Here is a 19,103-nt window from a genome sequence, read left to right on the forward strand (position 1 = left end):
AATGAAAGCGGGCAAAGGCAAGGCGGCCATTCTAGCCGATCAGGAGGCGTTGAATTGATCCATGGCAAGGCTGGGTTGTATTTCCTTGCGCGTGTCTTGGCCCAATCCGCTAGTCTTGAGCCATCTTGAAACGGAGCTGCCCATGTTCGAATCCGCCGAAATCGGTCACGCCATCGACAAAGACACCTACGACGCCGAAGTGCCGGCCCTGCGGGAAGCCTTGCTGGAGGTTCAGTATGAGCTGCAACAGCAGAAGCGCTTCCCGGTGATCATCCTGATCAACGGCATCGAGGGCGCGGGCAAGGGTGAAACCGTCAAGCTGCTCAATGAATGGATGGACCCGCGCCTGATCGAAGTGCGCACCTTCGACCAGCAGACCGACGAAGAACTGGCGCGCCCACCGGCCTGGCGCTACTGGCGGCAACTGCCGGCCAAGGGCCGCATGGGCATTTTCTTCGGCAACTGGTACAGCCAGATGCTGCAAGGCCGCGTGCATGGGCAGATCAAGGATGCGCGCCTGGACCAGGCCATCGCCGGCGCCGAGCGTCTGGAAAAGATGCTCTGCGATGAAGGTGCGCTGATCTTCAAGTTCTGGTTCCACCTGTCCAAAAAACAGATGAAGGCGCGCCTCAAGGCCCTGGCCGACGACCCGCTGCACAGCTGGCGCATCAGCCCATTGGACTGGCAGCAGTCCAAGACCTACGACAAGTTCGTGCATTTCGGTGAGCGCGTGCTGCGCCGTACCAGCCGCGATTACGCGCCGTGGCATGTGATCGAAGGTGTCGACCCGCATTACCGTGGGCTGACCGTGGGCAAGATCCTGCTGGATGGGCTGCAAAGTGCCCTGAAGCAGGCCAAGGTCAAGGCCAGCGGCATGAACCCGGCGCCGTTGCTGGCCTCGGTGGACCAAAAGAGCCTGCTCGACAGCCTCGACATGACCCTGCGCCTGGACAAGGACGATTACGAAGAACAACTGATTACCGAGCAGGCACGCTTCTCTGGCCTGATGCGCGACAAACGCATGCGCAAGCACGCCCTGGTGAGCGTGTTCGAGGGCAACGACGCGGCGGGCAAGGGCGGGGCGATCCGCCGTGTGGCGGCGGCGCTGGACCCGCGTCAGTACCATATCGTACCGATTGCCGCGCCCAGCGAAGACGAACGCGCCCAGCCTTATCTATGGCGGTTCTGGCAGAAGATCCCGGCGCGCGGCATGTTCACCGTGTTTGACCGCTCCTGGTACGGCCGCGTACTGGTGGAGCGTATCGAAGGCTTCTGCACCCCGGCGGACTGGATGCGCGCCTATGGGGAGATCAATGACTTCGAAGAGCAACTGCGCGATGCGGGGGTGATCGTGGTCAAGTTCTGGCTGGCCATCGACAAGGAGACGCAGCTGGAGCGCTTCCAGGCCCGTGAAGAAATCCCCTTCAAACGCTTCAAGATCACCGAAGACGACTGGCGCAACCGCGACAAGTGGGACGACTATCGCGCGGCGGTGGGCGACATGGTTGACCGCACCAGCACCGAGGTGGCGCCCTGGACGCTGGTGGAAGCCAACGACAAGCGCTGGGCGCGGGTCAAGGTGCTGCGCACCATCAACCGTGCGCTGGAAGAGGCGTTTGATAAAAGCGATAAGCACGACAAAAAGAAAAAGAAATAGCCCATGCTTTTGCATCCACGCAGTGAATGATCATCGCGGTCGGCCCGGCCCGGCTCTATCCTCGATCAACAACCACAAGATCGAGGTAGCCCATGCGTGAAGTAGTGATCGTCGACAGCGTGCGAACCGGCCTGGCCAAATCCTTTCGCGGCAAGTTCAACCAGACCCGTCCCGATGACATGGCGGCCCATTGTGTCAATGCGCTGCTGGCCCGCAACGGTATCGACCCGGCGACGGTGGAAGATTGCATTGTCGGTGCCGGCTCCAACGAAGGCGCCCAGGGCTATAACATCGGGCGTAACGTGGCGGTGCTTTCGCAACTGGGTACCGGTACGGCGGGCATGACCCTTAACCGTTTCTGTTCCTCGGGCTTGCAGGCGATTGCCATTGCCGCCAACCAGATCGCTTCGGGCTGCAGCGACATCATTGTCGCCGGTGGCGTGGAGTCCATCAGCCTGACCATGAAGAGCGTCAACACCGATAACCTGATCAATCCGCTGCTTAAAGAACAGGTGCCGGGCATTTACTTCCCCATGGGCCAGACCGCCGAAATCGTTGCGCGGCGCTATCACGTCAGCCGCGAAGACCAGGACCTTTACGCGCTGCAAAGCCAGCAGCGCACTGCCCAGGCCCAGGCTGATGGCTTGTTCAATGATGAAATCGTGCCGATGGCGGTCAAGTACAAGGTCGAGGATAAGAACACTGGCGCGGTGCAGATCCTGGACGGCGTGGTCGACCGGGATGACTGCAACCGCCCGGACACCACCCTGGCGAGCCTCAGCGGCTTGAAGCCGGTATTTGCCGAGGATGGCTCGGTAACGGCAGGTAACTCCTCGCAGCTTTCCGACGGTGCGTCGATGACCCTGGTGATGAGCCTGGAAAAAGCCTTGGAACTGGGGCTCAAGCCTAAGGCCTTTTTCCGGGGTTTTACCGTGGCCGGTTGCGAGCCGGATGAAATGGGCATTGGCCCGGTGTTCTCGGTGCCCAAGTTGCTCAAGGCCAAGGGCTTGCAGGTGGCGGACATCGACCTGTGGGAACTCAATGAGGCCTTTGCTTCTCAGTGCCTCTACGCGCGTAATCGCCTGGAGATTGATAATGCCAAGTACAACGTCAACGGTGGCTCGATTTCCATTGGGCATCCGTTTGGCATGACCGGTTCGCGGCAGGTGGGGCACCTGGTGCGCGAGTTGCAACGGCGCAATTTGCGTTATGGGATTGTCACCATGTGCGTGGGGGGCGGGATGGGGGCCACCGGGCTTTTCGAAGCCGTGCGCTGACTGCGGTTGGAACAGCGCCAGTGTGGGAGGGCCAATGTGGGAGCTGGCTTGCCTGCGATGACGGCCTACTAGCCGATACTTCTCTCCCTGACACCCCACAACCCAACTGTGGGAGCGGGCCTGCTCGAGAAGGCGGCCTGGCAGGCGACACTGTAATAGCGAGTACATATCCATTTCTGCGGTAACGGCCACCTAGGGTTCCGCCTGACGGCGGGTCACTTTGGAAAAGCCCCAAAGTAACCAAAGGGCTCTTGCCCCACCACTCGGCACCTCGCCTAGGCTCGGTGTGCCCGAACGCAGGCTTGAATCCGTGGGCCGCCGCCACGCGCCGTCCATGGCGCGGGGCGGCTAACCCGGCGTCCTGCCGGGTTACCCACGAATTCAAACCTGCGTTCGGCCAGCGTGGTTTAACGGGGCGCTTAAGATCAAAATCAAAAGCAGATCAAGAGCCAGATCAAGAGCGGCTCGCTTCGCATCGTGGTTACCGTTGGCTGCAACAACCTATGAAATTTATATAGATGCCTATGGCCATCGCTTGCAAGCCAGCTCCCCCATTCAAGACTGTGACGTATCCGAACTCAGTGACTTGCCCCTAGAATGCCTGCTCCACTTCCTCTGGCATCTGGGGCACTCATGCACATCTCTTCCGGCCGCTGGGTCTACGGTTTTTTCCTGACCCTGCTGACCGCGTTTCTGTGGGGCATTCTTCCGATCAAGCTCAAGCAAGTATTGCAGGTGATGGATCCGATCACTGTGACTTGGTTTCGCCTCATGGTAGCGGGCACGTGCCTGTTCGTTTACCTGGCCGCCACCAAACGCCTGCCCAGCCGCAAAGTGCTTGGCCCCAAGGGTGGGTGGCTGGTGGGCATGGCGGTGTGTGGCCTGGTGGGCAACTACGTGTTGTACCTGGTGGGCCTGAAAATGCTCAGCCCGGGCACGGCGCAGTTGGTGGTGCAGATGGGGCCGATCTTTCTGATGGTAGCCAGTGTGTTTGTGTTCAAGGAGCGCTTCAGCCTGGGGCAGGGGGTGGGGCTGGTGGTGCTGATCGCAGGCTTTGGCCTGTTCTTCAACCAACGTCTGGTGGAGTTGCTGACGTCCATGGGCACCTACACCGCCGGTGTGCTGACGATCCTGCTCGCCACCACCATTTGGGTGTTCTATGCACTGGGTCAGAAGCAGTTGCTGACGGTGTGGAATTCGCTGCAGGTGATGATGGTGATCTACCTGTCGTGTGCGCTGTTGCTCACGCCGTGGGCGCATCCGCTGGAGGCGTTGCAGTTGAGTCCGCTGCAAGGCTGGCTGTTGTTGGCGTGCTGCATGAATACCTTGGTGGCCTACGGGGCATTTGCCGAAGCCTTGGCGCATTGGGAGGCCTCGCGGGTCAGTGCGACGCTGGCGTTGACGCCCTTGGTGACTTTTGTGGCGGTGGCCGTGGCGGCGTGGTTATGGCCGGAGTATGTGCAGGCTGAGCAGATCAATGCCCTGGGGTATTTCGGCGCCTTTGTGGTAGTGCTGGGGTCGGCGACCGTGGCGCTGGCACCCTCGCTGCTCGCCGGGCTCAAGGCCCGGCGGCTGCGTACGGCGGTGTAGTCAGCTACCCAGCATGTTTTCCGGGCGTACCCACTGGTCGAACTCGGCATCCGTGAGGTAGCCCAGTTCCAGCGCGGCCTCGCGCAGTGTCAGCCCTTCGGCGTAAGCCTTCTTGGCGATCTCGGCCGACTTGTCGTAGCCGATATGCGGGTTGAGGGCGGTGACCAGCATCAGCCCGCGTTCCAAGTGTTGGGCCATTTGCTCGGCGTCGGGTTCGAGGCCAGCAATGCAATGCTCCTGGAAGTTGTTGCAGCCGTCGGCCAGCAGGCGGATCGACTCCAGCAGGTTGTGGATGATTACCGGCTTGTACACGTTCAACTGCAAGTGCCCCTGGCTGGCGGCCATGCCGATGGTCACGTCGTTGCCCAGCACCTGGCAGGCCAGCATCGACAGCGCTTCGCATTGGGTGGGGTTGACCTTGCCCGGCATGATCGAACTGCCCGGTTCGTTGGCCGGCAACTTGACTTCGGCCAGCCCGGCGCGAGGGCCGGAGCCCAGCAGGCGCAGGTCGTTGGCGATCTTCATCAGCGCCACGGCCAGGGTTTTCAGCGCGCCGTGCAGGGTCACCAGCGGCTCATGGCCGGAGAGGGCGGCGAATTTGTTCGGCGCGGTCACAAAAGGCAAGCCCGACAACGCCGCCAGTTCGGAGGCAATCGCCTCGCCAAAACCATGGGGCGCATTGAGGCCGGTGCCGACGGCGGTGCCGCCCTGAGCCAGCTCGCACACCGCGGGCAGGGCGCTGCGGATCGCACGCTCGGCATAATCGAGCTGGGCGATAAACGCCGACAGCTCCTGGCCGAAGGTGATCGGCGTGGCGTCCATCATGTGGGTGCGGCCGGTCTTGACCAGCTTCATATGCCGAGCGGCCAATTCCGCCAGGCCGCCGGACAAAGTGGCGATCGCCGGCAGCAGTTGCCTGTTCACCGCTTGCACCGCGGCAATGCTCATGGCGGTGGGGAAGCAGTCGTTGGAGCTCTGGGAACGGTTGACGTGATCGTTAGGGTGCACCGGGCTCTTGCCGCCGCGGTTGTTGCCAGCCAGTTCGTTGGCGCGGCCAGCGATCACTTCGTTGGCGTTCATGTTGCTTTGGGTGCCACTGCCGGTCTGCCAGACCACCAGCGGGAACTGGTCGTCATGCTGGCCGTCCAGGATCTCGTCGGCAGCCTGCTCGATCAGGCGGGCGATGTCGGCGGGCAGGTCGCCGTTACGGTCGTTGACCCGTGCCGCAGCCTTCTTGATCAAGGCCAGTGCATGCAATACCGCCAGCGGCATGCGCTGCTCGCCAATCGCGAAATTGACCAGCGAACGTTGGGTTTGCGCGCCCCAATAGGCGTCATCAGGGACCTGTACTTCCCCCAGGCTGTCGGTTTCGATACGGCTCATCGGTCACCCTCCTTATCCAGTCGTGATTGGTCAGTTTAGGCCCTGGCGGCCAGCGTGGGTTCCCTAAAAGCGCTTTTGTGTCACCGCGCCCCGTGAAACCGGGGCTTGCCATGGGGTGGGGTTGAGCCGCGAGGTTTTTTAGGCGCAGAATGGTCGCCCTTGGGGTCTTACCTCGCCTGCTAGAAAAGGAAACTCGATGACTCGTCTTCGTGCCATCTGTACCGCGGTTGCTCTGGTTTGCGCCAGCGGCCAGGTTCTTGCCGATACCGCCAGCCACAACGCCAGTGCCGAAGCCTTCCTTACCCTGGCCCATGCTGACAAGCTGGGGACCCCGGTGTACATGCAAGTGCAGCAAATGTTCGCCCAGCGTTTCGAACAGACCAAGGCACCTGCCGCCAAGCAGTCCGTACTGGACAGCTACCAGGCCAAGGCCAACGCCGCTCTGGACCAGGCCATCGGCTGGCCGAAGCTCAAGCCAGACATGGTCAAGCTCTACACCACCAACTTCAGCGAATCCGAGCTCAAGGACCTGGTAGCGTTCTACCAGTCGCCACTTGGCAAGAAAGTCCTGGAAAAAATGCCGCAGCTGACCCAGCAGTCGGCCCAGATGACCCAGGCCAAGCTGGAAAGCGCCGTACCGGTGGTGAACAAGCTGTTGGAAGACATGACCAACGAGCTGGCGCCAAAAGCCGCCGCACCGGCCAAGAAGAAGTAAGCAGGAATGACCATGCAACAGCGTATCGAAACTGCCCTTGCCGACCTGGCCCCGGAACATCTGAGCGTGCTGGATGAAAGCCACATGCACAGCCGTGGGTTGCAGACCCACTTCAAGGCCGTGCTGGTCAGCCAGCAGTTCGAGGGGCTTAATCGCGTCAAGCGCCACCAGAAGGTCTACGCCACCCTGGGTAGCCTGATGAGCGAATTTCATGCGCTTGCGCTGCATACCTATACGCCCGAAGAATGGGCGACAATCGACGCAGCCCCGGCCTCGCCGACCTGCGCCGGCGGACATTGACGGGGTAACCCTGATAGAATCCGCAACGCGCCGCTTAGCCGGCGCGTTTTTTTTGCATCCGGTTCACCCCTTACGAGGGTGGCCACCTGGAGAGAACACCCATGACTCAACCGATTGTCGTGGCGGCACTGTATAAGTTCGTCACCCTCGAAGATTACGTCGCCCTGCGCGAGCCCCTGTTGCAGGCGATGGTCGATAACGGCATCAAAGGCACCTTGCTGATCGCTGAAGAAGGCATCAACGGCACCGTTTCCGGCAGCCGCGAAGGCATTGACGGCCTGATGGCGTGGCTGAAAAAAGACCCGCGCATGGTCGATATCGACCACAAGGAATCCTACTGCGACGACCAGCCGTTCTATCGCACCAAGGTCAAACTCAAGAAAGAGATCGTGACCCTGGGCGTTGAAGGCGTCGACCCGAACAAAAAAGTCGGTACCTACGTCGACCCGCAGGATTGGAACGCGCTGATCAGCGACCCGGAAGTATTGTTGATCGACACCCGTAACGACTACGAAGTGTCCATTGGCACCTTTGAAGGCGCAATCGACCCGAAAACCACCAGTTTTCGCGAATTTCCCGACTATATCAAAGCCAACTTTGACCCGGCCAAGCACAAGAAGGTCGCCATGTTCTGCACCGGCGGCATCCGCTGTGAGAAGGCCTCGAGCTACATGCTCAGCGAAGGCTTCGATGAGGTCTACCACCTCAAGGGCGGTATCCTGAAGTACCTCGAAGAAGTGCCCCAGGAAGAAACCAAATGGCAGGGCGACTGCTTTGTGTTCGACAATCGCGTGACCGTGCGCCACGACTTGAGCGAAGGCGACTACGATCAATGTCATGCCTGCCGCACACCGGTGAGCGTAGAAGACCGCGCTTCCGAGCATTATGTGGCCGGCATCAGTTGCCCCCATTGCTGGGATAAGCTGCCGGAGAAGACCCGTCGCAGTGCGATCGACCGCCAGAAGCAGATCGAACTGGCCAAGGCCCGCAATATGCCGCACCCGATTGGTTACAACTACAAGCAAACCCCTTCCGAGGTCTGAGCCATGTCTGCGCGCCTGCTCTATGTAATGGACCCGATGTGTTCCTGGTGCTGGGGCTTTGCCCCGGTGGCACAAGCGCTGGTAGAGCAGGCCCAGGCGGCCGGCGTGGACGTGCACCTGGTGGTGGGCGGCTTGCGCACCGGCAGCGGCGCGGCGCTGGAGCCGACTACCCGGCGCTACATCCTTGAACACTGGCAAGCCGTCACCGACGCCACCGGCCAGCCGTTCAAGCGTGAGGGCGCGTTGCCCGACGGGTTTGTCTACGACACTGAGCCTGCGTGCCGCGCTATCGTCACCGCACGCAGCTTGGCGCCGGATTGCGCCTGGACGCTGCTGGGGCTGATCCAGCGCGCGTTCTATGTCGAAGGGCGGGACGTGACCCTCGCCCCTGTGCTGGTGGAACTGGCCGAGCAGGCCGGTATTCCACGCATCGAGTTTGCCGGCGAGTTCGACCGTGCCGATCAGCACGCGGCCACGGCGGCCGATTTTACTTGGGTGCAGGACCTGGGCATTGCCGGGTTCCCGACCCTGCTGGCCGAGCGCAATGGCCAGTTGGCCTTGCTGACCAATGGTTACCAGCCGCTGTCCGAGCTGTCGCCGTTACTGGGTCGATGGCTGGAGCGAGCTGCCTGTGTATGAACAGCCTCCACGCACCGACCGCCTGACCTGGGCAGAAATTCGCCGCCTGGCCCTGCGCCACAAGAAATCCCTGTGGGTCGCCAACGGCGTCGCCGTGCTCGCCACCCTGTGCAGCGTGCCTATCCCGCTGTTGTTGCCGTTGCTGGTGGACGAAGTGCTGCTGGGCCATGGCGATGCCGCCCTCAAGGTAATGAACCACGCGCTGCCCCTGGGTTGGCAAAAAGCCGCTGGCTATATCGGCCTGATGCTCTTGGTTACCCTGGCCCTGCGTTGCGGCGCGTTGGTGTTCAACGTGGTGCAGGCGCGGCTGTTTGCGCGCTTGGCCAAGGACATCGTGTACCGCATCCGCGTGCGCCTGATCGAGCGTCTCAAGCGTATCTCCCTGGGTGAGTACGAAAGCCTGGGCAGTGGTACGGTCACCACCCACCTGGTGACCGACCTGGACACCCTGGACAAATTCGTCGGCGAAACCCTCAGCCGTTTCCTGGTAGCGATGCTGACCCTGGTCGGCACCTCGGTGATCCTGGTGTGGATGCATTGGCAACTGGCGTTGTTGATCCTGTTGTTCAACCCGCTGGTGATCTACGCCACGGTGCAGTTGGGCAAGCGCGTCAAGCACCTCAAGAAGCTGGAAAACGACAGTACTTCGCGCTTTACCCAGGCGCTGACCGAAACCCTGGATGCCATCCAGGAAGTGCGCGCCGGCAACCGCCAAGGCTTTTTCCTCGGGCGCCTGGGCCAGCGTGCCCAGGAAGTGCGTGACTACGCCATCCATTCCCAGTGGAAAACCGACGCGTCGAGCCGCGCCAGTGGCTTGCTGTTCCAGTTTGGTATCGACATCTTCCGCGCTGCAGCCATGCTCACCGTGCTGTTTTCCGACCTGTCCATCGGCCAGATGCTCGCGGTATTCAGTTACCTGTGGTTCATGATCGGCCCGGTGGAACAACTGTTGAACCTGCAATACGCCTATTACGCGGCGGGGGGCGCGCTGTCGCGGATCAACGAGCTGTTGGCGCGTGCCGATGAACCGCAATACCCAGGCGGCGCAGACCCGTTCAGCGGGCGCGAGACCGTCGGCATCGAAGTGCGTGGCCTCGACTTTGGCTACGGCGAAGACCTGGTGCTCAACCAGTTGAACCTGGCCATCGCACCGGGTGAGAAGGTGGCGATTGTCGGTGCCAGCGGCGGCGGTAAAAGCACCCTGGTGCAACTGTTGCTGGGGCTCTATACGCCCCAGGCCGGCAGTATTCGTTTTGGCGCTGCCACCCAGCAGGAGATCGGCCTGGAAACCATCCGCGAGAACGTCGCGGTGGTGCTGCAACACCCGGCGCTGTTCAACGACACCGTGCGCGCCAACCTGACCATGGGCCGTACCCGCACCGATCAAGCCTGCTGGCAGGCGCTGGAAATCGCCCAACTGGATGCTACCGTCAAAGCACTGCCTTTTGGCCTGGACAGCGTGGTCGGGCGTTCGGGCGTGCGCTTTTCCGGTGGCCAGCGGCAACGCCTGGCCATTGCCCGCATGGTGCTCGCCGAGCCTAAAGTGGTGATTCTGGACGAGGCCACGTCTGCATTGGATGCAGCGACCGAGTACAACCTGCACCAGGCACTGGCGCGGTTTCTCAGCGGGCGTACTACACTGATCATCGCCCACCGGCTGTCTGCGGTGAAGCAGGCTGACCGAGTGTTGGTGTTCGATGGCGGGCACATTGCCGAAGATGGCGACCACCAGCAGTTAATTGCCGATGGCGGGCTGTACGCCAAACTGTACGGACACTTGCAACAAGTGCGTTGATTTAGCTTAGGCTGTGCTATCGGGAGCGGATTTTCGCGTGCGTATCAAGCTGTGCATGTGTAAGGGACTTCATGAAGCAAAAGCGGACTCTCGGAACGCCACGCCTGCTGGGTATTGTCTGGCCCTTTATCGCCGTCGTGTTGTTCCAGGCATTGTTAGGCTGCGTCAGTCTCTACGTGCTTTCGGCAGTGCGGGGCTATGTGGCGGGCGAAAGCCTGTGGTCCAAGGGCCAGAAAGACGCCATTTACTACCTGACCCTCTACGCCGATAACCGCAACGACGCCACCTACCTCAAATACCAGCAGGCCATTGCCGTGCCCCAGGGCGGGCATGAATTGCGCATTGCCCTGGACCGTCCCAATCCCGACATGGAGGCCGCGCGCCTGGGGATTCTCAAGGGCGGCAACCATCCGGATGACGTTTCCAGCCTGATCTGGCTGTACCTCAACTTCCGCCATTTCAGTTACCTGGAAAAAGCCATTGAGCTGTGGACAGTGGGCTACGGCTACCTGGTGCAGTTGGATGAGCTGGCCCAGGAGATGCACGGCGCCATTACCTCCGGCTACGTCAGCGATGATGATGTCCATAGTTGGAAGGCGCGCATCACGGCCATCAATGAAGGGGTGACACCCGCTGCCAAGGCGTTCAGCGATGCCCTGGGCGAAGGTTCGCGGATGATCCTGCGGCTGTTGTTGATCACCAACCTGGCGACCGCCCTGGGCCTGATCGTGTTGGCGTTGCTGCGCACCCACAAGCTGCTGGCCCAGCGTCATGCCTTTGCCGATGCGCTGCAAGCAGAGAAGGAGCGGGCGCAGATCACGTTGGAGTCGATTGGCGACGGCGTGATTACCACCGACGTCGACGGGGCCATTGCTTACATGAACCCTGCAGCCGAAGCTTTGACCCACTGGCGCTCGGAGCAGGCCCAGGGCCTGCCGCTGGCGGCGCTGTTCAAGCTGTTGGATGAAAACGCCGAGCCCGACGGCTTCACCCTGATTGAACACATCGTCAAGGGCCAGTTCAGCGGCGGCAGCGAGCATTCCAAGCTGATCCAGCGCCTGGACGGCAGCACGGTCTCGGTCACCCTGGTGGGCGCGCCGATCCGCAGCGCTGGCAAGATCAGCGGTGCGGTGCTGGTGTTGCACGACATGACCCAGGAACGTCAGTACATCGCCAACCTTTCCTGGCAGGCCACCCACGACGCCTTGACCGGCCTGGCCAACCGTCGTGAGTTCGAGTTCCGGCTTGAACAGGTGCTGCAACAGGTCGCGCGCCAGCAAAGCGGGCGACATGCCTTGATGTTCCTCGACCTCGACCAGTTCAAGCTGGTCAATGACACCTGTGGCCATGCGGCGGGGGATGAGCTGCTGCGCCACATCTGCGCGTTGCTGCAGTCGGACCTGCGCGAGGGCGACACCTTGGCTCGGTTGGGCGGCGACGAGTTTGGCATCCTGCTGGAGAACTGCCCGGCGCCGGTGGCGGAAAAAATCGCCGAGAGCCTGCGCCATACCGTGCAGAGCTTGCACTTCGTGTGGAAGGGGCGGCCCTTCATGACCACTGTCAGCATCGGCCTGGTGCATATCTCGCAAACCCCGACCACCCTGGAAACCTCCCTGCGCGCCGCCGACATGGCGTGCTACATGGCCAAGGAAAAAGGGCGCAACCGCGTGCAGGTCTACCACGTCGATGACTCGGAATTGTCTCTGCGGTTCGGCGAGATGGCCTGGGTACAGCGGCTGCATATTGCCCTTGAGGAAGACCGTTTTTGCCTCTACGCCCAGGAAATTGCGCCGTTGGGCCCTACCGACGCCGGCAATGGGCACATTGAAATTCTCTTGCGCCTGCATGACGAAGCGGGGCGGATCATTTTGCCCAACAGTTTTATTCCGGCGGCCGAACGTTACGGCTTGATGACGTCCTTGGACCGTTGGGTAGTGGAAAACGTATTCAAGATTATCGCCCGTTGCATGCATGAGCGTCCGGGCCGACCCATGGCCATGTGTGCGATTAATCTGTCAGGAATAACCATTGGCGACGATGACTTTTTAGGATTTTTACGTCAGAAATTCGATACTTACAACATTCCACCGGAAATGATTTGTTTTGAAATAACTGAAACCAGCGCTATAGCCAATTTGGGCAGCGCGATTCGATTTATTAATGAACTCAAAGCGTTAGGCTGCCATTTTTCCCTCGATGACTTTTGCGCCGGAATGTCCTCATTCGCATATTTGAAACATTTACCTGTAGACTTCCTGAAGATCGATGGAAGTTTCGTAAAGGATATGCTGGACGACCCGATTAACCGCGCCATGGTCGAAGTGATCAACCACATCGGCCACGTCATGGGTAAGCGCACAATTGCCGAGTTTGTTGAAACACCGCAGATCGAACAGGCTTTACTTGAGATAGGTGTGGATTACGCTCAGGGCTACCTGATTGAACGCCCGCAATTGTTTACCTTTGATAGCTTGCAGTGCCGACCTGAGCGGCCGCAGCCACTGTTATTCAAGGCGCCCGGCACTTTCCGCTGAAACATTTGCTGGTCTGTACAATCACACTTGAAAAGGAGCCCCACAGTGATCGACACATTCAACAGAACCGGCCCGCTTATGGAAGCCTCGAGTTACCCCGCCTGGGCGCAGCAATTGATCCGGGACTGTAGCGAGAGCAAGCGTCGGGTTGTCGAGCACGAACTGTATCAGCGCATGCGTGACAACGCCCTCAGCGCCAAGACCATGCGCCACTACCTCATTGGTGGTTGGCCGGTGGTGGAACAGTTTGCCTTGTACATGGCGCAGAACCTGACCAAGACCAAGTTTGCCCGTCATCCTGGGGAGGATATGGCGCGCCGTTGGCTGATGCGCAACATTCGTGTGGAGCTCAACCATGCCGACTACTGGGTCAATTGGGCACGGGCTCACGGCGTCAGCCTTGAAGAGCTGCAAGCGCAGGAGGTACCGCCCGAGTTGCACGCCCTGAGCCATTGGTGCTGGCACACCAGCTCGGCCGATGCATTGATCGTCGCGATTGCCGCCACCAACTACGCGATCGAGGGGGCGACGGGAGAGTGGTCCGCCGTGGTCTGCTCTACCGGTGTTTATGCTGCCGCCTTCCCGGAGGAAGATCGCAAGCGGGCGATGAAGTGGCTGAAGATGCACGCCCAGTACGACGACGCCCACCCTTGGGAAGCCCTGGAAATCATCTGCACCCTGGCCGGGACCAACCCGAGCAAGGCGCTGCAGGAAGAGTTACGCCAGGCGGTGTGCAAGAGCTACGACTACATGCACTTGTTCCTGGAAAGCTGCATGCGTCTAGAGAATGCGGAGAAAGACAAGGCGCCAGCCGTTCGCGAGCGCCCTGTGCGCATCGCCAGCGAGGCGTAGCGGTAACTGTGGAGAGGGAGCAAGCTCCCTCGCCACAACTGACTTTACCCCGCCATCGCCAAGCGGTTGCGACCTTCGCGCTTGGCCACGTACAACGCATTATCGGCCCGACGCAGCAGGCTTTCAGCCGACTCGGCCGCCAGCAGTGTCGAGCAACCGAGGCTCACGGTCAGTTCGATTCGCGTGCCCTCCACCCAGTAGTCCTGGGCTTGTGCCGCCTGGCGCAGGCGCTCTCCCACCATCCTCGCGGCATCGCGACCGGTATTGGACAGCAGGATCAAAAACTCTTCCCCGCCAAACCGGAACACCATGTCCACGTTACGCAATTGGCGTTTGATCGCCCCCGCCACGGCGCGCAGCACGCTATCGCCCGCGGCATGCCCATGGGTGTCGTTGATTTTCTTGAAATGGTCGATGTCCAGCATCAACAACGACAGCGGGTGCAGGTGCCGGCGTGCCATGTCGATTTCTCGCTGCAGCGTCTGGTCCATGGCCACACGGTTGCCGGTTTCGGTCAACGGGTCGCGCAGGGCGCTGCGGGTGGCGGCGCGGTAGAGCAGGGCGTTGCGCATCGGATAAAGCAAGGTCACCAGCAGCAGTTCAAGCTGGCTCAACTCCTCTTCAAGCAACCGCTGGTTGCGACGAAAGACCAGTTCCCCCAGGTGCTCGCCTTCATGGCTCAGGGTGTAGCTGACGGAGTGATGACCCCGGTGGCCAAACTCCAGGCGCAGGTCGCTGGCGGCGTGACGGTATTGCAGCGCGTCCAGCGGCACCAGGCGCTGTACCTCACGAAAGAACAGACCCAGGATGCGCTCCGGCTCCAGGCTGGTCTGCAACTGCTGGTTCAGTTGCTGGCGAAGTTCGGCGAGGGTGGCGGGGCGGCGTGGGCGTAAGGATGGCTGGCCAAATCCCAGGCGTTGCAATTTGGCACTGTCAAAGTCAATTGCGTTGGTCTGGGTGGGGGTTTTCATAAGCGGGTGGCCTCTAAGCACTGGGCTGTCTTACAGGCGGGATGAGAGTGGCGAGTGCCAAGCGTCTTACTGATCCGTCAGTTCCGTAAAACATTGGAAACAGTTTAAACCGCTTTTCCTTGGGTTATAACCCCGGGGCACTGCCGCACGTCTTGTCATCGCCGAACCTGCTTGAACAGTACTAGAGCGAGATTCATGCCAAGTGTATTTAGTTGGCAAAAATCCTTATAAATCAATTAACTAATTTTTAAGTAAGAAAAGTCCGTTAAAGCATGGCGTCAGTTATTTGGCTGATTGGGGCCAGCGTTGCCGCCAGCCCGGTTGACGTAACTGTTTCGGTGGGGCGAGTTGCTTGTCGCAAATAAACAACGCTTCGGTTATTCGTGAACAAAGTACACCGCACCCATCACCACTAGACCAGGGTGGTACGGTCGATCTGCGCGATGGAGGTGACCCCGGTCAGGGTCATGGCCACGCGCATTTCCTTGGCAAAGATATCCAAAAGGTTCTCCACCCCATGCTGGCCCTCGGCGGCCAGCGCATAGGCGGTGGCACGCCCCAGCAGACACGCCTTGGCACCCAGGGCGAGCATGCGCACCACGTCGAGCCCGGAGCGAATGCCCGAATCCACCAGCACGGTCAGGTCATCGCCCACCGCTTCGGCAATCGGCGGCAACGCCTTGGCCGTGGAGAGCACCCCGTCGAGCTGGCGGCCGCCATGGTTGGAGACCACGATGCCGTCGGCACCGAAACTCACCGCATCCTTGGCATCCTGCGGGTCGAGGATGCCCTTGATGATCATCGGGCCTTTCCAGAACTCGCGGATCCACTCCAGATCTTTCCAACTGATCGACGGGTCGAAGTTATTGGCCAGCCAGCCAATGTAGTCTTCCAGGTGGGTGGGTTTGCCCAGGTATTTGGAGATATTGCCCAGGTCGTGGGGCCGGCCCATCAAGCCCACATCGAAGGCCCATTGCGGCTTGGTCACCGCCTGCAACATGCGCCGCTGCGCCGCATAGGGGCCGGACATGCCCGAGTGAGCGTCGCGGTAGCGTGCGCCGGGTGTGGGCATATCTACGGTAAACACCAGCGTGGTCACCCCGGCGGCCTGCGCCCGCTCCAGGGCGTTGCGCATGAAGCCGCGATCCTTGAGCACATACAGCTGGAACCAGATCGACTGCGGGCTCTGAGAAGCCACTTCCTCAATCGAACACACCGACACCGTCGACAGGCAAAAGGGGATGTGTTTGTTGGCCGCCGCTTTGGCCGCTTGCACTTCACCGCGTCGCGCATACATGCCGGTCAGGCCGACCGGGCTGAGGATCACCGGCATCGCCAGTTCGGTGCCGAACAGCTGGGTGGTAAGGCTCAGGTCGTCGACATTGCGCAGGATGCGTTGACGCAGGCTGATCTCGGCCAGGTCCGAACTGTTGGCGCGCAACGTGTGCTCAGCGTAAGCGCCGCCGTCGATGTAATCGAACAGAAAGCGCGGCAACTTGCGCTTGGCCGCAGCGCGGTAGTCGGAAGCGGACGAGATGATCATCGACGGTGTCTCCACAGGGCAAAGTGCTACACCCTAAGCAAAGTTATGCCATGATGAAAACAACTTTTATCACTGCTATCCAGTCGCCAAAGGAATACTGATGAACTTGCGAACCTTGCGTGCGTTTGTCGAAGTGGTGCGCCAAGGCGGGTTCTCCCAGGCGGCCGAAGTGGTTGCCCTCACTCAGTCCACCGTCAGCAAAGCAGTCAAGACTCTGGAGGACGAATTGGGCATGCCACTGCTCAATCGTCTCGGCCACAAGAACGAACTCACCGCCGCCGGTGAAATTGCCTACCGCCGCGCCTTGGTAATGCTCGCCGAACGCACCGACCTGATGGCCGAAATCAACGACCTGCGCGGCCTCAGGGGCGGGGTGCTGCGCATCGGCCTGCCGCCGGTAGGGTGCGGCGTGCTGTTCGCGGCCATGTTTGCCACTTACCGCAGCCGCTACCCAGGCATCGACATCGAACTGACCGAGTACGGCAGTAAAAGGCTGCGCGAATGCCTGGAAGCGGGAGAAGTCGATCTGGCCGCACTGCTGCTGCCGGTGGACGAAGGCTTCGACTACCAGCCAGTACGCAACGAACCTCTGATCGCAGTGCTGCCCGTCAGCCACCCATTGGCCCGCCGCAAGCGCATCGACTTCACCGACCTGGCGGACTCGCCGTTCATCCTGTTCGAAGCGGGTTTTGCCCTCAACGCGAAGATCCTCAGTGCGTGCGAGCGTAAAGGCGTAACCCCCAAAGTCACTGCTCGTAGCGGGCAGATCGACTTTATCGTCGATCTGGTCACCGCCGGCCTGGGCGTCGCCTTCCTGCCCCGGATGCTGGCGCACAAACACCAACATCCCGGCATCGCCTTGATCCCCCTGGACGAACCCCACACCGATTGGCATATCGCCCTGGCCTGGCGCGCCAGCGCCCACCTGCCACCGGCGGCACGGGCCTGGTTGGATCTTGCCAAGGAGCCGTCGTATTCAAGCGGGCAGGGGGGCGATTTACGGAAAGTGTCAGAGGATGCTTGACTTCTTCTTTTTAATCAGTAACATACGGCGCATTCCGCGATAGCTCAGTTGGTAGAGCAAATGACTGTTAATCATTGGGTCCCTGGTTCGAGTCCAGGTCGTGGAGCCAGATAGAGAAAAGCCTGTAGAGATACAGGCTTTTTTTGCTTGGGATTTGACCCAGCAATCCAAACGCTTAGCGCGCTTAGCATGACGCCATCTCTAATCCTTCGATTCAGAGGTAAGGCCAATGAAAGTCGCTGCAGTCGTTTCAACCAAAGGCGGGCCGGGGGAAACCACGGTTGGCGCCAATCTAGGCGCGTTCTGCGCCGACGCGGGTCTTCGGACCTGATCCATTCGAATGATCCGATAAATCAGCTTGGAAGTTTGTTGCTTCATGCTGCTGATGGACGCTTTCGCCTGAAGAATTTGATATCGGCGTTCGCTCAGGATTTCGATTTGATCCTTGTCGACACCGGAGGGAAAAGGCATGTATAGGCAGCTTCGAGGGTGTCGCCTAAGCGGCTGCCCAAGTCGCCGAAGCTCGCAGGTTGCTCTAGGTAGGCAGCCTCATACCAAGCGCACTCTGTGAAGACGACTGGCAGTTTGAACAGCTGGGTTTGCAACGATGTGAGGTTTTCGAGTTTCATGTGTCTCTCCGCAAAAAGCCCAAAACGGCGAGACACGTCGCCCATACGGCGAGTGTTCCCCGCATGGCTGAATAGCTACAAATCAGGACACGGACAAGGCCGGCGTCTTAAAGCTAATAGGCCACCGGTTGGTTACTGATGGCTGAGGGTGTCGCGATGGATCAAGAAGTGACGACTTTCCCGTAAACCTCGTAAAGGCTCTTCAAAATGGGGAAGCCAAAACAGAGAACCAGGAGCCAGAATTGCCAACGAAGCACCGTTATGTTTGATTCTAGTTTTGACACTGAGCTTTGAAATTGACTGGCTTGGCGTTCGACCAGTGTTCGCAAATCCGCGCCTTGCTCCTTAATCAAGGCGGTGAGGTCAGTACGTAATGCAGTGATCGAACCCTGAAGGTGCGACTCGGTACGCTCTAAGTCGGATATTGAAGCGAAATCTTTCACATCGTCCTCCCATGCATCTACAACAGCTTTAGCTTTGTTATTTGGCACACTGATGGATGTCAGCGCGTCATATAAGGCAAGCGATAGTTTCATCATGTCTCCTGCGATTGGCAAGTGACGTAAAGACCCCACCTGACGGCAGGCTCCCGTCACAGTGAGGGTTGGTGCATTCGGTCGGCGAGAATGTCGACGACTGTCCGCGCTACCGAATATTTTGCGAACTACAGCTGATCAACACGGATAGCGTGGTGACCTTCAAGATCCATGTCACCTCGGCAAGTGCTGTCTACGACAGCGAACCAGTCCAGATAATCGACTTAAACGTTATGGCGATCCAGTCAGACGTTTCTTGGAATCTTGTAGGGAATGTGCGGCATCTAGTGAACTGCGCGTTCTGGACCCGTTGGAGGGAGCTAATGACAGCCAAATTGATCCGATTTGCCTGTGGCTCCGCCTTAGATTTATGACTGGTGTTCTGTAAGTCTATCGCTGTAATTACTCTTACAAGGCTTTGCGGCATCCCCCCTCGTGAAAATCGGCGTGACAAACACCGAAGTCACCCGCAACGGCGATACAGATAAGGGGGCTGCAGCCCACGCAATGGAGTGCACCTGACTGACAGTCAGGCATGGCCCGGTCATCGCTTCACGGCCTTCACCCGACTCAGGATCTCGCGGCGCCGGTTTCGTCAGCCAATGCAGTCTCCAC

Annotated in this window: 16 protein-coding genes, 1 tRNA gene and 1 pseudogene; 13 read left to right on the top strand and 5 right to left on the bottom strand. The window is 59.9% G+C overall.

Annotation, left to right across the window (positions count from 1 at the left end; translation table 11 throughout):
* Positions 1–142 precede the first annotated feature (142 nt).
* From pap to TX24_RS05090, 3 genes are all read left to right on the top strand, one after another.
* Entirely contained in the window at positions 143–1,657 is a 1,515-nt protein-coding gene (gene pap / locus TX24_RS05080; RefSeq protein WP_014719262.1) for a polyphosphate:AMP phosphotransferase, read from the top strand.
* Between the two features lie 92 nt (positions 1,658–1,749).
* Complete coding sequence (locus tag TX24_RS05085) at positions 1,750–2,934, top strand: thiolase family protein (RefSeq protein ID WP_003192745.1); 1,185 nt, start codon at positions 1,750–1,752, stop codon at positions 2,932–2,934.
* Between the two features lie 633 nt (positions 2,935–3,567).
* Entirely contained in the window at positions 3,568–4,524 is a 957-nt protein-coding gene (locus TX24_RS05090) for a DMT family transporter (RefSeq protein WP_057709813.1), read from the top strand.
* Here TX24_RS05090 and TX24_RS05095 read toward each other — a convergent pair whose 3' ends face one another.
* Complete coding sequence (locus TX24_RS05095) at positions 4,525–5,907, bottom strand: class II fumarate hydratase (protein WP_003192738.1); 1,383 nt, start codon at positions 5,905–5,907, stop codon at positions 4,525–4,527.
* A 196-nt stretch (positions 5,908–6,103) separates the two neighbouring features.
* Here TX24_RS05095 and TX24_RS05100 point away from each other — a divergent pair, with 196 nt between their 5' ends.
* From TX24_RS05100 to TX24_RS05130, 7 genes are all read left to right on the top strand, one after another.
* The gene (locus tag TX24_RS05100; RefSeq protein ID WP_014719258.1) at positions 6,104–6,622 is read left to right on the top strand and encodes a DUF2059 domain-containing protein; all 519 of its coding nucleotides are present in this window, start codon (positions 6,104–6,106) and stop codon (positions 6,620–6,622) included.
* 6 nt (positions 6,623–6,628) lie between these two features.
* Positions 6,629–6,922, top strand: a complete 294-nt coding sequence (locus TX24_RS05105; protein WP_003192734.1) for a BolA family protein — start codon at positions 6,629–6,631, stop codon at positions 6,920–6,922.
* A gap of 101 nt (positions 6,923–7,023) precedes the next feature.
* Positions 7,024–7,965 (top strand): oxygen-dependent tRNA uridine(34) hydroxylase TrhO, encoded by a 942-nt coding sequence (trhO, locus tag TX24_RS05110; RefSeq protein ID WP_003192733.1) that lies wholly within the window; start codon positions 7,024–7,026, stop codon positions 7,963–7,965.
* 3 nt (positions 7,966–7,968) lie between these two features.
* Positions 7,969–8,604, top strand: a complete 636-nt coding sequence (locus tag TX24_RS05115; protein ID WP_003192732.1) for a DsbA family protein — start codon at positions 7,969–7,971, stop codon at positions 8,602–8,604.
* Positions 8,597–10,399 carry an ABC transporter ATP-binding protein gene (locus TX24_RS05120; RefSeq protein WP_057709814.1) on the top strand — a complete coding sequence of 601 codons (1,803 nt, stop codon included), beginning with the start codon at positions 8,597–8,599 and terminating at the stop codon, positions 10,397–10,399. The genes TX24_RS05115 and TX24_RS05120 overlap by 8 nt, the downstream gene beginning before the upstream one ends.
* Before the next feature lie 71 nt (positions 10,400–10,470).
* Positions 10,471–12,933: an EAL domain-containing protein gene (locus TX24_RS05125; protein ID WP_057709815.1), complete on the top strand. Its 2,463-nt coding sequence runs from the start codon at positions 10,471–10,473 to the stop codon at positions 12,931–12,933.
* Positions 12,934–13,011: 78 nt separating this feature from the next.
* Positions 13,012–13,785 (top strand): iron-containing redox enzyme family protein, encoded by a 774-nt coding sequence (locus tag TX24_RS05130; protein WP_186354238.1) that lies wholly within the window; start codon positions 13,012–13,014, stop codon positions 13,783–13,785.
* A 44-nt stretch (positions 13,786–13,829) separates the two neighbouring features.
* On the opposite strand, the gene TX24_RS05135 is transcribed toward TX24_RS05130, so the two are convergent.
* Positions 13,830–14,756 carry a GGDEF domain-containing protein gene (locus tag TX24_RS05135; RefSeq protein WP_014719251.1) on the bottom strand — a complete coding sequence of 309 codons (927 nt, stop codon included), beginning with the start codon at positions 14,754–14,756 and terminating at the stop codon, positions 13,830–13,832.
* 412 nt (positions 14,757–15,168) lie between these two features.
* Positions 15,169–16,299 carry an FMN-dependent L-lactate dehydrogenase LldD gene (lldD, locus tag TX24_RS05140; protein ID WP_003192725.1) on the bottom strand — a complete coding sequence of 377 codons (1,131 nt, stop codon included), beginning with the start codon at positions 16,297–16,299 and terminating at the stop codon, positions 15,169–15,171.
* Between the two features lie 100 nt (positions 16,300–16,399).
* Between lldD and TX24_RS05145 the strand changes: the two genes are divergently transcribed.
* The 3 genes and pseudogenes from TX24_RS05145 to TX24_RS32405 form a co-directional block, all read left to right on the top strand.
* Positions 16,400–17,323: a LysR family transcriptional regulator gene (locus TX24_RS05145; protein WP_057709816.1), complete on the top strand. Its 924-nt coding sequence runs from the start codon at positions 16,400–16,402 to the stop codon at positions 17,321–17,323.
* Positions 17,324–17,356: 33 nt separating this feature from the next.
* A tRNA-Asn gene (locus TX24_RS05150) sits at positions 17,357–17,432 on the top strand.
* 120 nt (positions 17,433–17,552) lie between these two features.
* Positions 17,553–17,797: pseudogene (locus TX24_RS32405) on the top strand (ParA family protein); the annotation flags it as partial.
* Here TX24_RS32405 and TX24_RS31765 read toward each other — a convergent pair.
* Together TX24_RS31765 and TX24_RS05160 are read right to left on the bottom strand one after the other, a co-directional pair.
* On the bottom strand, positions 17,749–17,952 hold the full coding sequence (locus tag TX24_RS31765; RefSeq protein WP_157255540.1) for a hypothetical protein: 204 nt from the start codon (positions 17,950–17,952) through the stop codon (positions 17,749–17,751). The pseudogene TX24_RS32405 and the gene TX24_RS31765 sit on opposite strands and share 49 nt — an antisense overlap.
* A 161-nt stretch (positions 17,953–18,113) precedes the next feature.
* Complete coding sequence (locus TX24_RS05160; protein ID WP_032896053.1) at positions 18,114–18,488, bottom strand: hypothetical protein; 375 nt, start codon at positions 18,486–18,488, stop codon at positions 18,114–18,116.
* Positions 18,489–19,103 lie beyond the last annotated feature (615 nt).

This window comes from Pseudomonas lactis, from assembly GCF_001439845.1.
Taxonomy (GTDB): Bacteria; Pseudomonadota; Gammaproteobacteria; order Pseudomonadales; family Pseudomonadaceae; genus Aquipseudomonas; species Aquipseudomonas lactis.